Source organism: Actinosynnema sp. NPDC053489 (genome assembly GCF_044544865.1).
Lineage (GTDB): Bacteria > Actinomycetota > Actinomycetes > Mycobacteriales > Pseudonocardiaceae > Actinosynnema.
The window spans coordinates 371,871-394,508 of record NZ_JBITXT010000001.1 but is presented as its reverse complement, the minus strand read 5'-3'; the positions used below and the strand labels follow the sequence as shown (position 1 = coordinate 394,508).

General features: G+C 74.8%; 5 protein-coding genes. 4 read left to right on the top strand and 1 reads right to left on the bottom strand.

What is annotated here, in order from left to right; all coding sequences use genetic code 11:
- Positions 1 to 9 precede the first annotated feature (9 nt).
- The 4 genes from ACIGNX_RS01530 (at position 10) to ACIGNX_RS01515 (ending at position 20,696) form a co-directional block, all read left to right on the top strand.
- Positions 10 to 16,926, top strand: a complete 16,917-nt coding sequence (locus ACIGNX_RS01530; protein WP_396535110.1) for a hypothetical protein — start codon at positions 10 to 12, stop codon at positions 16,924 to 16,926.
- A gap of 127 nt (positions 16,927 to 17,053) precedes the next feature.
- On the top strand, positions 17,054 to 17,638 hold the full coding sequence (locus ACIGNX_RS01525; protein ID WP_396535108.1) for a type VII secretion system-associated protein: 585 nt from the start codon (positions 17,054 to 17,056) through the stop codon (positions 17,636 to 17,638).
- Complete coding sequence (locus ACIGNX_RS01520; RefSeq protein WP_396535106.1) at positions 17,635 to 19,602, top strand: hypothetical protein; 1,968 nt, start codon at positions 17,635 to 17,637, stop codon at positions 19,600 to 19,602. The genes ACIGNX_RS01525 and ACIGNX_RS01520 overlap by 4 nt, the downstream gene beginning before the upstream one ends.
- Positions 19,599 to 20,696, top strand: a complete 1,098-nt coding sequence (locus tag ACIGNX_RS01515; protein ID WP_396535104.1) for a hypothetical protein — start codon at positions 19,599 to 19,601, stop codon at positions 20,694 to 20,696. Before ACIGNX_RS01520 ends, ACIGNX_RS01515 begins: the two co-directional genes overlap by 4 nt.
- Positions 20,697 to 20,707: 11 nt before the next feature.
- Here the strand turns inward: ACIGNX_RS01515 and ACIGNX_RS01510 are convergent, their stop codons facing one another.
- Positions 20,708 to 22,387, bottom strand: a complete 1,680-nt coding sequence (locus ACIGNX_RS01510) for a diguanylate cyclase domain-containing protein (RefSeq protein ID WP_396535102.1) — start codon at positions 22,385 to 22,387, stop codon at positions 20,708 to 20,710.
- Positions 22,388 to 22,638: the final 251 nt, after the last annotated feature.

The following is a 22,638-nucleotide window of genomic DNA, read 5'->3' as shown; positions in this document are numbered from 1 at the left end:
AGCACGCCCGTGGCCATGATGCCCGGCCCCCAGCTGATGGCCCTGTTCAAGGGCCTCACCGGCATGGAGTGGCCACAGGCCGACGAGGACCGCCTGCGCGCCATCGGCGGCCTGTACGACACCAGCGTCGAGGACTTCAGGCGGCTCGCCACGCTGTTCGAGGAGGTCGTCAAGGGCGTCCGCGAGCAGTTCGAGGGCGAGGCCGCCGACGCGTTCGTGGAGTCGGTGTCGAGGTACTTCAGCGGCAGCGGCGAGGACGGCAACTTCCTCGGGCTGGCGGCGGACTCGGCGAAGGAGCTGGGCGACTACGCCCGCGAGACGGCCAACAACGTCGAGTACATCAAGTGGATGATCATCGCCCAGCTGATCCAGCTGGCCGTGGAGATCGCCGTCGCCATCGCGCTGGCCCCGTTCACCTTCGGCGGGTCGCTGGAGGTGCTCAGCCTGGCCTACCTGCTGACCCGCCAGGGCATCATCGCGCTGCTGAAGTTCCTGCTGCGGCAACTGCTGGTGCACACCCTGATCAACCTCACCGTCAGCCTGGTGATGGACCAGACCATCCAGCAGATCCAGATCAACCAGGGCAACCGCAAGGAGAAGGACCCCGAGCTGACCAAGCAGGCCGCCGCGTTCGGCGCGATCGGCGGCGTGCTGGGCGGGCTGTTCAGCCCGCTCGGGCAGGGGTTGAGCCGCGGCCTGGGCAAGCTGTTCGGCAAGGACTTCGGCCACTTCGTCGGCAAGGACGTCGGCAACGTGCTGACCAAGACCCTGCCGAAGAGGCTGCCCGTCAAGGGCGAGGTGCTCGGCAAGGAGTTCGGGCAGCTGCTGGAGCAGTGGTCCACCCAGCTGACCCGGGGGTTCGGCAAGGGCGACGGCGCGGGCGGCAACTGGCTGGTCGGGCTCGTCGGCAAGGGGACCGGCAAGAACGCGGACGACTTCGTGCCGTTCTTCGCCAAGGACGTCGGCAACCTGTTCGCCAAGCACCTCGGGCCGACGATGGGCAAGGACGCCGCCCGGAAGCTGGGCGTCGAGTACGGCAAGGCGTTCGCGGAGAACTGGGGCAGGAAGGACCTCCCGGGGGTGCGGGAAGCGCTGGCCAACGCGCTCGCCCCGCACAAGAAGGTGCTGGGGCGGGGCGGGGTGAACGCCCTCGCCCACGACGTGCCGGACCTGATCACGAAGAACATGCGCAACGGCCTGGAGACGACGCTGGGCTACAAGATCGGCACCATCGTGGCCGCGTCGGTGCTGTCGGGCACGCAGCAGGTGCTGACCGAGGGCTTCTACAACCTCATCTTCGCGCCCGAGCACACGTTCCACATCAAGGACGGCCTGCTGACCTTCGGCTCGGGCGTGGCGATCGGCGCGCTCAGCGGCGCGGGCCACCACTTCATCGCCCACCCGCTGAGCGTGAAGCTGCACAACCTCGGGTCGTCCAAGATGGACTTCCCCGGCGGCGACCCGGATTCCCCGGACTGGCCGTCGGTGCCGAAGTCCTCGCTGGAGGACGCCGAGCTGTTCGACCGCTACCGCGACCTGGTCGGCGACCGGCCGGACACCGCCACCCCGCCGGACACGCCGTTCGACACCAGCCCGGACGTGGTGGACCGGCTGCTCGCCGACGCACCGCCGACGCCGCGGAACCCGCTGCTGTCGCCCGAGGAGGCGCGGGTCGCCCAGGAGCGGCTGGACCGGCTGAACGAGGAGCTGGTCCGCGCCCGTGCCGACCACCCCTCGCCCGGCCCGTCCCGCACGCCCACCACCTCCGCCGACGACGGCCTGGCGCAGTTGCCGGTGGGCCTGCTGGACGGCGGACCGAGCCCGTACCCGGCGGTGCCCACCGCCGCCCCGACCCACGTCACCCCGTCCGACGTGCGGCAGCACCTGGCGCGGCTGGACCGGGACGCCAGGTCGGTCGGGATGCCGAGCGCGGAGCGGCGCGCCCTGTCCGACGCGGTCGCCGGGTCCCTGGACCGGGGCGACCCCGGCCAGGCCGCGGACCACCTGCGCGACTACCGCGAGCGCATCGACGAGCTGGGCCTGGACGATCGGCTGGCCGAGTACCGCGCCCACGTCGACGCCGGGTACGACCGGGGCGCGCCGCCGGGCGTCGACGAGGTGACCTGGCTGGAGCACGCCGCCGCGGTGGAGGCCGCCCACCTGGCCGGGGACACCGCCGGGGTCGGCAGGCTCCTGGACGTCCACGAGGAGTGGACGGGCACGAGCCCGCAGGGCCCCCGCACCGTCGCCGACATGTCCGACCTGCTCGACCGGCCCGCCGACGACACCCCCGAGCTGCTGGAGCAGCTCGCCGCCGGCGGCGCGACCAGGCCCGAGCTGGACCACTGGCAGCGGCGTTTCGCCGACCCGGCCGACACCGGCGCCGGCGAGGCCGCGCAGCGGCGGGTCGAGCGCCTGACCGGTCCCACCGACGAGGACCTGTTCGGGCGGGCCGCGGAGCTGCGGCACGACGTGCAGCGCCGGGCGGGCATGACCGAGGAGGAGGTCGCCGACACCGACGCCCTGCTGGCGGCGGCCACGACACCCACCGAGTCCGCGCAGGCGCTCGAAGAGCACTTCACGACCCTCGCCGAGGAGCAGCGGGCGGCCGGGTTGGAGGCGTGGCGCAACGCCACGGCCGAGGAGCTGGGCATCAGCGAGACCGACTACTGGCGGCTGTCGGCGGACCTGTTCGACGCCGACCACGACCCGGTGCGCACCGACGAGCTGCTCGGCCGGATCGGCCAACTGCGCGCCGACCAGCTCCGCCGCCTGGCCGACGAGGTGGCACCGGGGCGAGCGACCCGCCCCCGACCGCCTGGCGACGACACCACCGACCGCCCGGAACCCCCACCCCGGACCGACGACCTGGACGCCCTGTTCCCGCCGCGCCGCACCGGGAGCGGCGAGGACACCCCCGCGCCGGTGGACCACCCACCCGCCACCGGAACGTCGTCCGACGACCTGCCGCCCCCGCGTCCCAGGACCGAGAGCGCCGAGAGCGACCTCTCGAACGAGCAGCCCCCGACCCGACCCGCGGACCAGCACGCCGACCACACCCCTGCCGACCACGGCACCACCGACCACACCACTCCCGCCGACCACACCGGCGACCGCACCATCACCGACCACACCACCGCCAACCGCACCACTCCCGCCGACCACACCATCACCGATCGCACCACCGCCGACGACACCACTGCCGACACCACCGACCACTCCGCAACCGACACCACCGGCGACAACACCACCACCAGCACCGCCACCGATCACACCACCGACCACACCGCGACCGACGACACCGACTGGCAGCCCACCACCCGCCCGGCACCCCCGCGCCTGCCGGTGACCCCGCTGGGCAACCTCGACGCCACCGGCCGGCACCTGCCCTCCTACATCGAGCAGGGCAAGGCCCTCGGCAGCGCCCGCCCGGTCGGCGTCACCAACGCCGAGCACATCCCCGGAGCCGCCGACCGCCTGGTCCCCGGCGCGAGCGCGGCCCCGATCTGGAGCCAGGTCGTGGAGGAGGCCCGGACCAACCCCGAGGCGTTCCTCGGCCCCGGCAAGTCCTACCCGGTCACCACCCGCCGCCCCGGCCACAACCCGTTCGCCAAGCAGGTCCACGAGTTCACCGTCCGCCTGGAGCCACTGCACCCCGCCTCCACCACCGACGTCCTGCGCGCCGACCCGGACGGCACGTCCGTCCGCACGGAGCTGACCACCGCCGACCCCCGCTCCGCGGACACCTCCCACACCGACACCCGCCCCGGCGCGGTGGGCTTCACCGGCCCGATCGGTGCCCTGGTCGGCCCGCAGTTCCAGCTCAACGGCCGCCTCGCGTTCGCCACCCCGGCCCGCAAGCACATCCAGGAGTTCGGGACGCAGACCCAGCGGACCGTGCGCAGCGGCTCGGACAGCCAGGAGTGGGACCTGCCGATGCGGTTCGTCATCACCGCCGTGGACGAGGGCGAGCACCCGGTGGGCACGCCCCAGCACGTCCAGGGCGACCTGGTCCTGCGCGTCCCCGACACCCTGACCGAGACGCCGAACCCGGTCAACACCACCAAGCGACCCCCCGACGGCTGGGCCCGCACGGCGCGCACCCTGGTGCCCGAGGCCGTCGTGCCCACCCGCAACGCGGAGCGCGAGTTGCGCGCGCGGTTCCACCCGTCGGTGACCAAGGTGGGCGCGCCGGGCCGGGCGGTGCTCAAGGAGTTCACCGGCGCCGAGCACCACCGCGCCACCTTCAAGTCGATGCTGCACGGCCCGGTGCCGTCCGACGACCTGACCGACGCCTCGGGCGGGCGGCTGGGCGCGCTGACCAAGCAGGCCACCGTGCGCGGCGCGAAGCTGGTCGGCGGCGGCAGCGACGAGTCGATGAAGCTGAAGCTGTCCGGCAAGAGCAGCACCGGCACCGAGACCATCTCCACCAGCACCACCGGCTTCGACGTGGGCGGCGGCGCGGGCTACGGCACCAACGCCCTCCCGGTCGGCGGCTCGGTCATGGGCGTCGGCGGCTACTCCGCGCGCACCTCCGACAGCGCGCCCTCCGGCGGTTCCACCTCCACCAAGCTCGGGCTGGAGGTCAAGGGCAAGGCCGGGCTGTACGAGATCGAGGCCGACATCACCTACCGGGTCGCGGGCGAGTCCGCCACCACGGTCGTGCCCGCCACCGTCCACGCCTGGCTGAACGCCGAGGAGGCCGCGGCGCTCGGCCTGGACGCCCCGCCGCACACCGCGACGCCGCGGACGCCGAAGACCTGGCACGAGCCGCCCTACCTGTCCTCGGGCCACGCCACGGGCACCTCGCAGGTCGGCACGTTCGTCGAAGCCGACCGGTTGGTCGAGCAGATCGAGGGCGCGCTGCGCACCCAGCCCGGCCTGGAGGGCTTCCTGCCCGCGCTGGACGACCCGAAGCTGAAGTCGATGGGCAGCCGCGAGCTGAAGGACGTGCTGGACAACCACCGCAGGCTGCGCACCGAGCTGAGCCGCGAGCGCATCGACAACAGCCGCACCACGCTGGCCGGACCGGGCATCCCGGTCGTGCTGACCAAGAGCGGCGCGCTGACCAAGGAGTACGTGCGGGTGCTGGTCCGCGCGCCCTTCCGGACCGGCACGCACAGCGGGGACGCGCCCGGCATGGGCGTGCGCGCCGGCGCGGGCGGCTCTGCCAGCCTGGTCGGCTCCAGCGCGGCCCAGCAGTCGTTCACCCTCGGTGTCGAGGGCCGGGTGGGCGTGCCCAAGCCGGTCAACGACCACACGGTCGCGCCCACCGTGACCGGGGCGGTGAAGTACACCCGCAGGTGGGGCGTCAGGAACACCGGCGGTGCGGCGCTGAGCGGCGCGTCCGAGTTCGAGGGCCCGCCGGACTCGCAGGCGTTCACCCACCCGTCCACCTTCGACGTGCGCATCACCCACCTGGAGCGGGTGCGGCACTGGGCGCGCAAGGCGTCCCCGTTCGGCACGCCGGGGCTGCCGCAGGCGCAGGAGGTGGCGCGGACCGCGCGCCCGGGCGAGCACCCCGGCCCCGGCATCCTGGAGCCGATCGACGCCACGTTCACCGCGCTGGTCCCCGAGGGCGCGGCGAGCACCACCAGCCTGGACGCCTTCCGGCCCGGCCCGGCGTCCCCGCCGGTGTGGCTGGACCACCCGCCGCGCGCCAAGGAGCTGCTCGACCAGCCCCGCAACCCGCCGAAGTGGCGCTACCCGGTGGCGTTCGCGCACACCAAGGAGGTGCACCAGGCGGCCCTGGACGTGCTGCAACGGGCCTCGGGCGGTGACCCGGCGCTGGTGCTGGAGGGTTCGAGGTCCCGGCAGCGCATCGACCACCACTTCACCGGCGAGGGGCTGCTGGCCCGACTGGGCAAGGCCGCCTCGCGCGGGGACTGGCTCGACGGGTTGACCCACGACCGACGCCTGGCCGACCGGGTCGGCGGCATCGCCACGACCGTCGAGCTGAGCCGGCCGCGCCTGGTGGGCCCGCTGCCCGGCAGCGCCGTGCACAGCGGTGGCGCGGCCACCTACAAGTCCGCCTCCTCCCGCACCACCGGCGGCGGCGTGGACGTGACCGGCGGCCTGTCGACGCCCGCGCGCGCCACGGACCACCCGAAGGCCACCGGCACGCCGTCACTCGCGGGCAAGCTGTTCGGCAAGGGCTGGTCGAACACGCGGGAGTCCACCCAGTCCGCGACCTCCGAACGCGTCCTGCTCGCCTCCGACACCAGCCGGCAGTACCTGGTGCAGTACGACGCCGACGTCACGCTGGTCGCCGAGTCGCGCAACCGCAACGCGCTGGTGGACGCCGTGGCCGGGCCGGACACCGGTGTCGGCGTGGCCGGGGCCGTGCTGCACCTGGACGGCGGGGTGTTCGTCCAGGTCGACGAGGCGCAGGCCCGCGCGATGGGCCTGCTGCCCGCTCCCCCGCACGTTCCCGCCCCGCCGCCGAAGCTGCCCGCCCCGCCCCCGACCGTCGCCCGCGGCCTGCCGTCGGCGCTGGGCCTGGCCGCGGTGCGCGACGCCTACTCGGTGCTGGACCTGGTGCCCCGGGCGCGCACGGCGCTGGGCGAGCTGGGGTCGCGGGTGCTGCCCGAGCAGCTGCTCGAGGACGCGATGGCCAACCTGGACCGGATGGGCGAGCTGGACGAGGAGGGCGTCGCCAAGCTGGTCGACAGCCTCTACGACGGCGGCGTGCCGCTCCTGCTCTACGACACCGGCGTCTTCACCAAGGACGCCTACCAGGTCACCATCGAGGCCACCAACGTCGTGCCGGCCCGCGTGGTCGACCTGCGGCACGACGGGTCCGGGGCGGAGAGCGGGCTGTCCGGCTCGGTCAAGGACACCTCGTCGGGAACCAGGAGCACCTCCGCGGCCATCGGCGTCGGCGGCACGGGTTCCGGCCTGGTGCCGATGCCGCACCCGGACGAGCAGCAGGTGGGCGTCGGCGCGGGCGTGGGCGGCACGACCACCGCCACCAAGTCCCTGACCACCGCCGACAGCCGCACCACCGAGTGGTCCTCGACCACCGGCACGGTCGGCCCCACCGCGCTGGTGAAGACCGGGGCGCGGGTCGAGCTGGTGGTGCGGCGCGGCACGCAGGAGCTGGCCCGGGTCGGGGTGGGCGACGCCGGCGCGCCCCGCGAGCTGGAGTTCGCCACCCACGCGGGCGACCTGCGGGTCAAGCCGCAGCCCAACCGGTGGGTGCCCGGTTCCTCCACGTCCCGGCCCGCGCGGGAGGCCGAACCCGCGCGGGTCGACCAGTGGCGGCAGGGCGGGGTCGTGCCGAAGGGCGCCTCGCACGTCGAGGCGTTCCGCGGCTCGGGCGAGGTGCGGGCGGGCCTGGAGCGGGCGCTGCGGGACGCCGGCGCCGGCGAGGACGTCGTCACCGGGTCGGCGACGTGGCTGTCGGCGCAGGCCGCGGGCAGCAACGAGATGATCCGCGCCCACCTGAACACCATGCTCACCGGCAAGCGCCCCGGCGTGGGCCTGGACCGGATGACGCTGCTCGCCCACCGCAACGAGCACGTCGACCTGCGCACCTACGCCAAGCTGAGCGGTCCGCGGCCCTCGACGCTGACCGACGGCGTCGAGATGGACCTCGGCAACTCCACCTCGCGCACCGCCGCCACGTCGGTGACCCGCACCGAGGTCACCGACCTCAGCGGCACCGCGCCGTCCGTCAGCGGCGGCCACAAGAAGGCACCCGGTGCGTCCGGCGGCGTCGGCGGTGACCTCAACCCGCCGGTCGACCTGGAGCAGAGCGAGTCGGTCGACCTGGCGGCCGGCACCTCGACCGCGCGCACGGCCAAGGTCGGCACCCGCACCGCGCCGGTGGAGTTCGACCTGCAACTGCGCCACGTGGCCACGCTGACCGACGACAAGGGCAAGGTGATCGGCACCGGCGTGGTCGACGTGGACCTGCCCGGCTCCACCACCCTGCGGCTGACCGCGCAGGAGGTGGGCGACCTGCTCGGCGCGCCCGTGCCCGCCGACGTCCACCAGCGCTACGACGAGCTGAACACCGCCGCCGAGCAGTGGCACACCGCCACCACCGAGGCGGAACAGGCCCGCTACCTGCTCGACGACCTGCTGGCCGAGGAGCAGCGGGCGCTGGACCGGGCCGACGACGAGCAGCAGCAGGTCAACGCCGACCACCAGGCGTGGAACCACGAGGTGGCGCGGCACGCCGCCGCCGACCAGGTGGCCCGGGACGCCGCGGCGGTCACCGGGCGGGAGCGCGCCGAGCTGGCCAACCGCCAGGCCGACCTGGACCGGGCAGACCAGCGGGTCGACAGCGCGCGGCAGCAGCTGAACCGGATCGACCAGCAGCTCGTCCCGGCCACCGCCGCGCGCAACATCGCCGAGCAGCACGCGGCCCGCGGCGTCCAGGGTGCCGACGCGCAGCGCCGCGCCACCGTCTCCCGCGTCGCCACCCTGACCAACCAGCGCGCGACCGCCGAGCAGCGGCTCACGGCCGCGGAGAACGACCGCACCGCCGCGCAGCAGGCCCTGACCGCCCAGCAGCAGCGCGTGCACGACGCCGAGCAGCAGCAGCGCGACCGCGAGAACGAGGCGGCGCAGGCGCAGGCCCGGGTCGACACCGTCCACCAGGCGCTGCAGGACGCGCGCACCCGGCACGCCGCCGCGCACGCCGAGTACACCCGGTTGCAGGGCGAGGTCGCCACCGCCCGCGCCGACGCGACGACCAAGGGCCAGGCCGTCGACGTCGCCCGCGACGAGTGGGTCACCAGGCTGGAGACCGCGCAGGACGCCTTCGACGCCTACCTGGCCGACCCGCAGGCCACCCTGACCGGCCCGCCTCCCGCCACGCCGCTCCCCCGGGTCCGCCCCGCGCCGCCCTCGGGCGACCGGCTCCCGGAGCCGCCCGGGCAGGTCCCGCGGCAGCACCCCGGCCGGCCGCACGCCCCGGCTGCGGAGTCGGGAGCCGAGTCGGAGTCGCCGCGGCCGAAGTACAACCCGGCCGACGACGAGCGGTGGCGGAACAACCCGGAGCGCACCGCGCCCTGGTACACGCGCGAGGACGACCCCGTCCCGGTCGAGGTGCTGCACGACCTGGTCGGGAAGATCGCCTTCCCGCAACCGAAGGAGGCGTCGACCACCGAGGAGCCGCCGGTCGCGAAGCCGCACCCGTGGCCGGACCGGCCGAAGATCACCCTGCGGTACGTCAAGGGCCTGGTGCGCAACGACGTCGCCACCGTCCTGGTCGGGGACCGGGCCGTGGACGTGGTCCGCGTGCCCCTGCACCTGGTGCGCCACCCGCAGGTCTCGCCGCAGCAGTTCGAGCGGTTCAAAGCCGACTACACCGCGAAGCTGGACCAGACGGTCAACGACCAGGGACTGCGCCTGCCGTCCAACGGCCACCAGCTCTACGTGTGGGCCGACTTCGTGGACACGCACGAGAAGATGTACCCGCCGGAACTGGGCGTCGGCGACGAGTCGATCACCGTGCTGCCCCACGACCACCCGCACGGCGTCGACCAGACCCACTGGAAGGTGCCGCCGCCGGAGGCCGACCCGGCGGAGTCCGCGGAGCTGAGGGAAGCCCTCCACGAGACCTTCCACTACACCGGCCTGGGCGACCGGTTCCCCGACCCCGGCCGCGTGCTGCTGGCCCCCGGGAAGTCCGCCACCGCCCTCCCGCACGACGACATCGGCATCATGGGCATGGGCCTGCGCTCGAAGGAGGACCCCCGGCTGCTGCCCCGGGACGTGTGGGCCCTCGACCACGTGATCCACAGCCAGGGCACGATCCGCGAGGTCCGGTACGAGGACCTGTTGAGCGGCTCCGCCGAGGACAACGCCAAGGCGTTCACCCCGATCGCGCTGGAACTGCGCGACGTCATGACGTCCAGCCGCATCGGCCCGCCCCTCGCGGGGACCGCCACGGGGACCACGACCCCGGCCACCAGGCCCGCCCCGCCGCGGCTGACGTCCGCGCCGCCCACGGAGATGCAGCGCGTCCCCGCCTCGGAAGTGGCGCAGCACCGAGGCTCCCTGGAGGAGGTGGGCCCCGACGCGCGACCGGAGTCGGTCGGCGGGTCGTCGGAGTCGGTCGACGGCACGTCGATCCCGTCCGAGGTGACCGTGGGGTCCTCGGCCGGCCAACCCAAGGGGTTCTTCGCCCACACCAAGCCCATCCGCGAGCACACCGCGCTGTACACGGGCGACCCGAAGCGCGACGTCCAGCTGTTCGTGAACTGGTACCCCGGGTCGGCCAACCCGGTGAGCTACCTGGCGGGCGGCGTCGGCCACGCCTGGGTCGGCGTGAAGCTGCCCCACCACGACGAGGTGATCGGCTTCGGGTTCTGGCCCGACGGGGACGTCGGCCCGCTGTCGGCGTTCGCCAAGCAGCCCGGGGCCCTGCTGCCCGAGCCGCCGCTGGGGCCGGAGGGCAAGGCCGTGCGCATGCGCACCTTCCACATCAGCGCCAAAGAGCTGGACCGCGCCTACGAGTACGCGCTGAGCAAGACCGACGCCGACTACCGGCTGCTCGACTACAACTGCGTCAGCTTCGCCCGCGGCTTCGTGCGCGCCGCCACCGGCCGGGACCTCGACGGCGGCGTGATCGACCGCCCGGACTCGCTGGACCGCACGCTCAACTGGCGCGACGCGCCGGACCGGCGGCTGAAGTGGACCGGCGGCTCGGCGCTGGACCGCCTGCGCACCGCGTGGGCGCTCAACGTGTGGCAGCCCACCCGCAAGGACCTGGCCGACACCCTGGACCGGTTCGACCCCAACGAGGTGCTGTCACTGGCCAACGAGCTGGGCGTGCGCAACCCGGCGAACCTGCTCAAGCTCGCCAAGCGGATCGACCACCTGCCCAAGTCCCTGCCGTCCTTCGCGCAGGAGCTGGGCCTGCACGACCCGAAGGACCTCTACCGGGTCGCCCGCGACCTGGGCGTGGACCCCGCGCGGCTGACGGACTTCCGCGACGACTTCGCCCTGCTCGACCGGGGTTCGGACCACCGGGACGTGGCGGAGGCGGTGCGCCCCCGGCTGGACGGCGCGGAGCAGCGCGCGGCGCTCCTGGGCGGACCGTCGTCCTGGAAGGCGCTGCCCCACGTCTTCAGCAGCCTCGACCCGCGTGCCGGCGACGTGCTGGAGGGCAAGGTCCTGGAGGGGCCGCTGGAGAACCTGCCGGTCCGGGTGAAGACCGACCAGGTCGTCTCCAACGCCCTGTTCGACTACGGCAAGCCGCACGCCGTGGTGCTCGCGCCCGACCTGGTCAAGAGCATGGAGCACTGGCTGGACGCCCCGACCGGCCACGACCGGGCGCGCACGCTCCCGCCCGGGTTCGAGCGCCTGGACCACACCAAGGAGCGGTTCGGACCGCGGGCCCTGGACGGGACGAGGGCCGGGTGGGCGCAGCACTCCAAGGAACCGCTGTTCGTCACGGTGCACGGCAGCTACGGCGCGTTCGAGCTGACCCTGCGCAACGGCACGGAGATCAAGGTCAGCGGGGCGCACCTGGCCAAGCTGCTGCACAACGACCCGGACTTCCGGCGCGCCCTCGGGGAGGACACCACCCGGCCGATCGTGCTCATCTCCTGCGACACCCACCACCCGGTGCGGATCAGCGAGGGGGAGGTCGAGGAGCTGGGGCTGGCCCACTACGGCTCGGCCGCGAGCAGCCTGCGCAACGGCCTGGCCGGCCTGGGCCACACCAACCCGCTGTACGTGGCGACCAGGGACGTGGTGTTCCACACCTACCCCAATGAGCGCGGGGTGCCCGAGGCGTACCTGGCCGTGACCGACGGCGGCAGGTGGGTGCGCCTGGACGGCACGGCGGAACCGGACCACGCCCCCTCGCCACCACCGTCCACATCGGATTCGAGCCCCGAACCCGACACCGCTCCCCGGTCCGACGCGGATTCCGAACCGGGCACCACCCCCGATCCCCGGCCGCGCGTGGTGGAGGTGCCCACCGACAAGGGTGCAGTGCGGTTCCGGCTGCGCGAGCCCGGCCAGTCGATGGAGGACTACCTCAAGCCGGTCACCGACCACGCCCGGCACGCCGACGACCGCGCCGCCCGCGACACCGAGTTGACCGTCTTCTGGCACGAACGCTCCCGGGACCCGGTGAAGCTGGTCCTGGGCGGCGAGGTCGGCCACGCCTGGGTCGGGCTCAAGCCGCCCGGCAGCGACGAGGTGCTCGGCCTGGGCTTCTGGCCGGTGGCGGGCAAGCCGAGGGTCGGCTACTTCCTCGCGCCGGGCCGGGTGCTGGCCGAGGACTTCGAGTCGACGCCCAAGTGGGGCGAACCCCACGGGCCGACGCAGGACGCGGGCTCGTTCGGCTACCGGATCAACGCCGACGAGCTGTCCCGGGCGCTGGACTACCTGGAGGACAACCGGCGGCGCAGCTACGTGCTGTCGGCGTACAACTGCGTCAGCTTCGTGCGCGGCCTGGTCAACGCGGCCACCGGCGTCGACCTGCACACCGGGCCGCTGGTGGACCACCAGGGACCGTTCGGCAGGCCGGCCTCGCTGGCCTGGCCCCCGACGAACGGCCGGGAGGTCAAGGAGGCGGCCTGGCGGCTGGGCGTGTCGCCCGCGAAGGTGAACCGGCTGAGCGGCCAGGACTGGTTCGACCCGAACGCCCTGCTCGACACCGCCCGGCAGCTCGGCGTGCACAACCCCGCCAACCTGGTGCGGTTGGCCGAGGACATCGGCCGCGTCCCGACCGACACCCTGGACCTGGCCCGCGAGATGGGCTTGGACGACCCCAAGGACCTCTACCGCACCGCCCGCGACCGCCACGTGGACCCGGCCGCGCTGGCCGGCCACCCGGTCTCCCCCCGCCCGGGCCGCTCGTCCGACGGCACCTACCCGTTGACCGCGGACCTGGTCCGACCGGTCCGCGCGACGGGCTCCCCCGCGACCAACGGGCCGACGTCCCCCCTGCCCGGCCACCCCTCCGACAGCACCCACCCGCCGCTCACCGGGACGCCCCGACCGGGCCACACCGGTCCCACGCCACCCGGCCACCCCTCCCGCGACACCCGCCCGTCGACCGGCGGGACGGCCCGACCGGAGCACACGCTCCCCGCCCGGATCGACCTGCCCGCGCACCAACCACCCGGCCACCCCTCCGACAACACCCGTCCGCCCATCACCGGGCCGGCCCGACCTCCGCTCACCACCACCGCGCCGACGCACCGGCCACCCGGCCACCCGACCACCGGGACACCCCGGTCCGCGCAGCACACCGACCCGCACCCGACCGGCCGGCCGACCCCCTCGCGACCGAGCCGCGCGTCCGACGGCACCTACCCCCTCACCGCCGAGATGGTGCGCCCCGGCCGGAGGCCCGATCCGCCGCCGCGCCCCGCCAACCCGGAACCGCCCGGCACCCCCGTCCCGGAGTCGCGGGCGTCCCGGTCGAGGGGGCAGACCTTCCCCAGGAGCACCTCTCTCCTCGGGAACGATCCCGGCTCGCACCAGCTCGACCCGCGCGACCGCGACGTGCTGGAGGGCGCCACCCCGCTGGGACGGCCCGTGCGGGTGCGCGCGGGCGACGTGCCGGCGCACTTCCTGGAGCGCGGCAACGGCGCGGGTACCGACGTGCTGTCGTTCGTGTCCGACAAGGAGCAGGGCTCGGTGGTGACGCCGTGGGCCGCGGCCTCCCACCGCACCGCCGACCACCAGGTCCTGGCGATGCCGGAGAAGCACGGGACGCCCGAGAAGGCGATCAAGGCGGGAGCGCTGCGCGTCGAACGCGCGCCGTGGGCCGACGAGCCGCACCCGCCGCTGTTCGTCATGGCCCACGCCGACCGCAAGGGGGTGCGGGTGCCGCTGCGCGACGGCGGCTCGGTGGACCTCGACGGCGCGTCCTTCGCCAAGCTGCTGCTGGCCACCGAACCGTTCCGCCGGATCGCCCGAGCCCAGCCGGACCGGCCGCTGGTGCTCGTCGCGTGCGAGCTGAACCGACCGCGCTCCGCCGACCAGGGGTTGGTCGAGCAGCACGGCCTGGAGCACTACGGCACCGCCGCGGCGAGCCTGCACAACGGCCTGCTCGCGCTCGGCGGCCGCAACCCGGTGTACTCGGCGACCACCCCGGTGGCCGCCCACCTGCTGGCCCGGGAGGACAACTACGTCGGCGCGGTCAAGGGCGGGCGCTGGACCAGGCTGGGCGGCCCGTCCGCACCGAGCACCCAGGAAGCGCGGCCCCAGGAGACCCGACCCCAGGAGACCCGGCCTCCGGAGCCCTCACCGCGGGAGCCGCGATCCCCGTGGCCACAGACCCGTGAAGCCCCACCGCAGGACACCCAGCCCCCGGACACCCAGCCCCGGGAGGCCCGGTCACGGGAGCCCCAGCCCCAGGAGGCCCAGTCACAGGAGCCCCAGTCACAGGAGGCCCAGCCCCAAGAGCCCCAGCCCCAAGAGCCCTGGTCACAGGAGGCCCGGTCACCGGAGCCCCGGTCACCGGGAGTCCTCGCGCAGGGAGCCGACCCGACCCCGAACCCCCGACCGCGCAGGCTCGAGGAAGTGCTGCCGCGCGACCAGTGGTGGCGGCTCTACCTCGACCCCAACCACCACGCCGAGGCGCGGCGCAAGCTCCCCGACGACCCCGGCCACCTGTACGACACCCAGGTCTCGCCCGGTTTCCAGGCGAGCATGGTCCAGGCGTACGAGGAGGTCCTCAACCCGCCGGACATGTCGGTCGCCCGCCTGGACTCCGCCAGCTACAAGCGGATGCACGAGCTGGTGACCGCGAACTTGAACAAGCGGTTCGACTGGTCCGGCACGACCGGCTCCAGCGGCCTGCTCAAGCAGACCGGTTTCCCGCTGCGCGCCGAGGAGCCGCACCCGGACGTGCTCGCCGACACCGTGGGCGAGCGCCCGCTGCTGGTGGACCCCAAGCGCTACTTCGCCGACGCCGCGAACAGGCAGGGCCCGCAGTCGAAACCGGTGGCGTACCTGGACCCGACCTCCACCCGCAACAAGGTCATCATGACCAACTACACCGCGGGCGAGGCGCCGGCGCTCATCGACACCGTGCTGGACACCTACTACCGCGACACCGCGGACGCGCGAACCGACCACGAGCGGCTGCGCGCCATCGCCCGGGTGGTGCGCGCCTCGCACATCATCCACGCGTTCCAGGACGGCAACCGCAGGCTCAACGTGCACCTGCTGCTGCCCCGGCTGCTGCTGGAGCAGGGCTTCCAACCCGTGGTGCTGCCGGAGATGGCCGAGCTGTTCCAGGGTGGTTTCTCGCTGGACCAGATCGCCACCGCCCTGCACCGCGGCCAGGACCTCGACCTGACCTCCGACGTGGTGTTCCCCGAGCGCCCCAAGCGCGAGGACGTCCCCGACTACGAGTCCGACGACGAGACCGACACCGATTCGGACGCCGACCTCCGCTCCACCGCCGAGCGCGAACTGGACGACGCCCGCCACGCCTTCGACCGCGCGGTCGAGGCCCGCTTCACCGCCCAGGTGGAGGACCCCGGGGCACTGGCCAGGCTGGACGTCGAGGCCGACAACGCCCTCGACCGGGTCGCCCGCGCGCAGGCCCGCGTGGACGGCGAGCACGCTTCGCCCGAGCGGCTGGTCCTGGGCCACGACCGCACCGACGAGATCCTGCGCGCCGACGCCGGCGACCACCCCACCCCCAACCCGGACAAGCAGCGCGAGGGCTTCCCCGGCACCAGGACCGCCGCGTGGGGCGACTACCTCAAGGCCCGGCACGAGTTCCACTCCGCGACCGGCGCGGTGAACCGCGCCGAGGCCCGCGTGCGCGGCGAGGGCTCGTCGAACGCCCCCGACCAGCTGGAACGGGCGCGCCTGGACCTGACGCGCGCCGAACTCGACCTGAACCAGGCCCGCGCGGACCTGCGGGCGTGGGGCAACGACCCCGACCGCGTCGAGCAGGCCCTGCGAGAGGCTTTCGAGCAGTCGTTCAAGGAGCGCCCGCACGGCGTCGGGGGCATGCGGGAAAACCCCGACCCCGCGCCGCGCACCACCGACCGCTTCACGGAGGTGCTCGCCGACCTGGACCACGTGATCGCCCAGCAGGAGGCCCGGCGGTCCCACCCCGACGAGCGGCGCGACCCGACATCGCTGTCCCTGCCCGGCTCCCTGCTGCGGCGCATGGGCTTCGGCGCCGGCCCGGACCCGAGCACCCCCGGCGTGATCGAGGCCACCCGCGGCAACCGGACCGTCGCGGTGCGCGCGTCCGACGTGGAGCACGAGGTGTTCGAGCGCGGTCGCGGCGCGGCCACCGACGTGCTCAGCTTCATCCCCGAGCGCGAGCAGCAACTGGTGACGGACTGGGCGGAGGTCGCCGACGGCACCGCCGACCGGACGGTCCTGGAGCTGACCGACCCGGGGACGCCGGTCGTGGACGCCTGGCGCCGGGGCGAGCTGGCCTCCCACCGCGCACCCTGGGCCGACGAACCGGAACCGCCGCTCTACGTCGTCATCCACGCCGGCAACGACACCGTCGACCTGCACCTCGACAACGGCCGCACCGTCCAGACCGGCGGAGCGCACCTCGCCAAGCTCCTGCACGCCAACCCGGTGTTCCGCGCGCTGATGGCCGAGCACCCCGAACGGCCGCTGGTGCTGCTGGCCTGCGAGTCGAACCGGCCCGACCCGGCCGTCCGGGACTTCGTGGAGCGCAACGGCCTGCACCACTACGGCACCACCGCGTCCAGCCTGCACAACGGCCTGCTCGCCCACGGCTACCGCAACCCGCTGTACGCGGCGACGACCGTGGTCACCATCCTGGCGTCCGGCGACGGCACCGAGAACGCGGTGATCACCAGGCCCGGCAACCGGTGGACCAGGTCCGGCGTGCCGGTGCCCGCGGTCGGCAGCCCGACCGGCGGCGCCCCACCGCGGGCCGCGCTCAGCCTGGCCGAGCAGGTGGAGCTGGCCCTGGGCGGCGGGTCGTCGGCAAGTTAGGGCACATCTGACGCGCTTCAGGGGCAGCGATCGTTTGGCCGTCCGCGGTGGACCGCGCCGCGCCAATAGCGTCGGCACCGACCCGATCGACACGTCAATGGCTGCCGTGGTCCCCGAGGAGGAGCGCATGAGCGACGACACGGCCATCCGACTGCGGTCACCCGTGCCCGAGGAGGTCCGCGAGGCGGCGAGCCGCGCACCCGGGCAGTGGCTGGGCCTGGTGGACCCGGCGTGGTCGGGTCCGGGCGCGCCCCCCGAGTGGGCGCTGGTCGGGCACTGGTGGTCCGACGAGGGCGGCGAGGTCGCGGACTGGCGCGACAACGACGACTACCGCCCCTCCCCCGCGGCCCGCGGCTGGGCCGAGCCGACCGACGCGGTGGACGAGGCCGCGCAGCTCGCCGCCACCGGCTACGGCGACGCGGCGACCCTGTACCGGGAGCTGGCGGAGGCGGTCGTCGCGGTGCTGCTGACCGCCGACGACCGGATCGTGACGGCGTCCACCCCGGACGGTGCCGCCGTGGTCCCGGTCTACAGCTCTGCGGTCCACCTCGACGCCGCGGGTCCGCTGCGCCACGAGGTGATCCCGGTCGTGGAGCTGCTGCCCCGGCTGCCCGAGGGCCACGACCTCTACCTCAACCCCACCGGCCCGGCCGTCGTCCTGGTGCCGGTCGACGACCTGCGCCGGACGCCGGTCCGAACGGAGGCGGCATGACCATGTCCCTGCGCCCGCTCAGGCGGTCGCGCGCCGAGCACGCCGTCGTGGTGGACCGCGTCGCCGCGGCGTACCTGGTGCGCGCCGAGCGCCACCGGGGCGTCGCGGCCAACCGGCTGGCCGTCGCGCTGCCCGCCGACCCGGTGTCGATCGTGGTCGACGCTGCCGGCGCGGCGGGCGGGGAGGTGCTCGGCCGGGTCGCCGAACTGGTGGTCGACCTGGCCCGGCGCGGCACGCGGGTGGTGCGCGTGGTGCCGCACGAGGTGTTCCCGGTCGCGTCGTCGTCGTGGTGGCAGGACCTCACGGAGCGCACCGGCGTGGAGCTGCTGGTGCCGTCGGGCGGCGTGGTGGTCGCCGGGACGACCCTGTTCGCGCGGGGAGCCGGCCCCGGTGTCGCCGGCACGTGGTGGCGGTGCGCGCCCGGCGGCCCGCCCCGCGCGCTGGGCCCCCGCCACCCGGCCCCGGCCTGGCAGCCGCTGCCCGGTGACGACGGGCCCTCGGTGCACGGGTCGCTGGTGACGCAGCCGGTGCCGGCGGGCGTGGTGCTGCGGTCGGCCGCCGCCCCGCCCGACCCCTCGTGGTTGGGCACGCCACCGGACCCGGACCGCCCCACGGTGTTCGTCGGCACGCCCGGCGGGCCGGTGGTGCGCGGCGAGGAGGTGGCCGCCTACCTCGTCACGCTGCCCGCGCCGGTGCGCGCCTCGGCGCGGCTGGTCTGCGCGTCCGCGCAGGACGCGGTGGCGCTGGGCCTGGTGGTCGCCGACGCGCTGGGCCGGGACGTGACGGTGGTCAACGGCGTTCCGCTGGTGCGCGACGAGAAGCCCGAGGTCGTGCTCCTGGACGACGCGGGCGCGCCGTCGTGGTCGCCGTACCTGCTGGAGATCCGGTGCGGCATGGCGGGCGGCGCGGCGGGCGTCCCCCACCGCTGGCGGGCCCCGATCCCCGACCTGGTGCCCGACGAGGCCCCCGGCGCGTTCCGGGTGGGCGACGACTGGCTGCTGACCATGACCCGCGGTGGCCTGTGGCTGCGGCAGGAGTCCGCCCGCGGCCGGCCCCTGCCGCTGGGCGCGCCGGTCGACCCGAGCGAGATGACCTTCGCCGTCGGCGAGCCGGGCGAAACCCTGCCGGACGGGGTGTGGACCGTCCTGCCCGCACTGCTGGACCAGTTGGAACCCGCCGTCCTGCGCCGCACGCGGCTGTCGGTCCTGGGCACGCCCACGGCGGCCGGCCGAGGTGCCGCCGCGCAACTGGCCGCGCACCGCCGCGTCCCCCTGCGCCTGCCCGAAGCGGTCGCCTCCCCGTACCACGGCACGGCCGACGAACGCCTTTCCGCCGTCCTGGGCGACCGGTACGAGGCCCACGTGGACGCGGTCGGCCCGCTGGCGGAGCCCGGTCCGGCCCGGACGGACCTGGCCGCCCTGCACGCGTACCTGACGGAGCGGACCGCGGACCTCGACCGGGCCCTGCGCGGCGACCCCGGCACGCTGCTGCCCCTCGCCGTGGGCGCGGCGTCCGCGCTGCGGCGGCTCCCGTCCCACCACGGCCCCGTGCACCGGGCCGCGCCCGCGTCGGCCCCGACCCGGCACCGGCCCGGTGACGTCCTGGTCGAGCCGGCCCCGGTCAGCGCGACCACCCGGCCGGGCGCGGGCGCGCCGGCCGAGTACCTGATCTGGTCGAGCACCGCCCGCGACGTGGGTGCCCTGGTGGACGACCCGGGTCGCGTCGTGTTCCCGCCGGGCGGCCGGTTCGCGGTCCTGGACGTGGACACCACCGCCGACGTCCCGGCCGTGCTGCTGGCGGAACTCCCGCCGACCGACTCGGGCGCGGACCCCGTGCCGCCCGGCGAGGCCGAGGCGGAGCGCCTGCGGGCCGCCCTGACCAAACACATCGCCCCCCGATCCAACCGACCGTGGCCCACCTGGTGCCGGGGTGGGATCGGCCCGGACGCGGAGGAGGAGCAGTGACCGGAGCCGTCGGCAAAGCGGCGACGCAGCAGGCCGAGTGGGTCGTCGTCCAGCCGGTGATCGGCGACGTGGAGCCGCAGGAGCCGACCGTGCGCACCGAGCGGCACGTCGGCGAGAACGGGGTGATCGGCGCGCCCGAGCGACCGGTGGAGGCGGAACCCGTCACCGCCGTCACCGCCGCCCCCGCCGTCCCCGTCCCGGCCACCGAGCCGGAAGCGGAAGCGGAACCGCGGAACCGCGTGTCCCGCCCCATGGCGGCGGCCGCGGCGATGGTCGGCCTCGTCCTCGTGCTGGCGGCCGTGGCGATCCCCCTGCTGTCCAAGGGCGGCGACCCGGAACCCCTGACGCTGGACGGCACCCCGGCCGTGCACGACGGCCCCACCAACCAGCCGGGCATGGTGCCCCAGGCGGACGAGACCCTGCCCGAGATCCCCACGAGCGCCGTGGCGGCGGTCCCCCAGCCCGACGCCCCGACCCCGCAGGCCCCGGCCGACCAGCCCGCACCGCGGGACCCCGCGGCGGGGCAGCCCGCGGGGCAACAACCCGCGCCGAACGGCAACGCGGCGGCGGTCCCCGCGCCGGCGCCCCCGGCGGCCGACCAGCAGGCTCAGCAACAGGCTCAGCAACAGGCCGCGCCACCCCGCCCGACCGGCGAGGTGTGGACCGGCCCGGCGTGCGGCAACGCCCCGGCGTACACCAGGTTCGAGGCGGCCGGCTACCAGGCGTCGGGCGAGGGGTGCGGGCGCTCGCTGTGGCTGGGCAAGTCCGGCGACCCGGGCCGGGACGGCAGCCACGGCGCGAGCTGGTCCTTCGACGTGGGCACGGGCGTCAAGCGCTGCGACGTCTACGTCCTGATCCCCAACGACAAGTCGCACGTGGGCAACGGTGACGAGGCCACCCTCTACACGATCCACGACGGCACGAGGCAGGTCGGCCAGCCGCAGTTCGTCCAGGCGAAGTTCCTGGGCAAGTGGGTGTCCGTCGGCGGCTACCCGGTGTCCGGCGGCACCCTGAAGGTCGTCCTGCACGACCGCGGTCGGGGCGCGGCGGGAGCCATGCACGTGGCGGCGCTGACCAAGCTGTACTGCACCTGACCGCCGCCCGCTCAAGCGCGGCGGAGCAGGGCGCTCACGTCGTCGGGGTGCAGCGGGTCGCCGAAGTAGGGCCCCTGCGCCGCGGTGACGCCCAGGCCGGCCAGCCCGCGGGCCTCGGACTCGGTGCGCACGTCGTCGGCGAACAGGTCGCTGTCGAGGTTGCGCACCGCCCAGGAGAGCATGCCGACGACGGCGGAGCGGACGACCGGTTCGGCCGTGTCGTCCAGCCCGCGCACGACGCTGCCGTCGACCTTGAGGCCGCTGGTGGGCACGCCGGTGCTCCCGAAGGCGTCGAAGCGGCCGCCTCCCCGCTGCTCGCGCAGGACCGACACGCCCGCCGACGTGAGGATGTCCAGCTCCTCCACCTGGTCGGCGTCCAGCGACAGCAGCACGTCGTCCGCCACCACCAGCCACAGCCGGTCGGCGGGCAGCCCGGTCCCGGCCAGGACGTCGCGGACGGCGGCGAACAGCTCGGGGCGGCGGCACTGGCCCGCGGACAGCCGCACGGCGACCGGGGGCGTGCGGTCGCCGAACTCCGCCCGCCACCGGCTCGCGTGCGCGCAGGCGCCGGCCAGCACCTCGTGCCCGAGGCGGGCCGCGCTGCCGGTCGTCTCCGACAGCTCCGGGAACCACCCCTGGTCGAAGCCCTCGAACCCCGGGCGCTCCCAGTGCAGCGACGCCTGGAGCGCGATCACCTCGTGGTCCGGCAGGGAGAACACCGGGGCGAACCGGACGTCGATCTCGCCGTCCTCCAGCGCGCCGGCGACCGCGGCGGCCAAGGCGAAGCGCCGCCGTTCGTCGGCGTCGCGCCGCGGGTCGTAGAGCGTCCAGCGGGCGCGGCCGTCCTGCTTGCTCCAGCGGGCCGCCACCTCCGCGGTGCGCATGAGGTCCGCGGCCGTGCGGCCGGCGCAGCGCTGCACGCTGACGCCCGCGCTGACCGTCACGCCGACACCCGTGTCCCCGAGGTAGAGCGGTTCGGCCAGCGACGCGTCCAACTCCTCGACGACGCCCACCAGCTCGGCGGCGCCGGTCGGGTCGGTCACCAGGACGGTGAACTCGTCGGGCCCGGTGCGGGCGACCCGGCCGCGCGCGGAACAGGTGTCCAGCAGCCGCCCGGCCACCGACTTGAGCAACCGGTCGCCCGCGTCGTGGCCGAGCGCGTCGTTCACCACGTGGAAGCCGTCGACGTCGAGGTGCACCAACCCCACCTCGCCCGTGCAGCGTTCCAGCCACCGCAGGAACTGGACCCGGTTGGGCAGCCCCGTCACGAGGTCGCTGAGGCTCTGCCGGATCAACGCCCCGCGCAGCGCCACGACCTCGCCGACGTCCACCACGACCGCCGCCCGCAGACCTCCGCCCACCGGTGCCACGTCCAGCACCACCTCGACCTCGTCGCCTCCCGCCCGGACCGCGCGGGCGTCGACGCGCAGGTGGTCCGCGCCCAGGTCGGCGGTGGTGGTGAACAGCTCCCCCAGCCGGGTGCCGGTCACCGCCCCGGCGGGCCGGCCGAGCAGCGCGCACAGGGCCGCGTTCGCGTGGCGGACGACGCCCGCGTCGTCGAAGACCGCGAAGCCCAGGGACGAGCGGTCGAAGTACTCCTGGACGGGGGTTACCGGGCCTGCGCCGTCCGCGGCGCCGGAACCGACCGCTCCGGAACCGGCCGCTCCGGATAAGCGGGTGTTGTCGAGCATGGGCCTCAATCCGCCTCGATGATCACCAGGATTCGAAATTAGGACCGTGCCCCGGCTCCTGCACAACGAGTGCCGTGAAGCCGCGGTGGTGAAAGCAAGTTCACCCGTTCGTCTCAATCCGGCGTTCATCTCAATCCGGCGTTCGGCACGACACGAGGCCCGCTCGGGCCGTGCCGCTCCGCGTCCGAACGGACCGCGCGCCCGTGGGCCGCGGGGACCGGCGATCCCGGCGACCGCAGCAATCGCGCGCG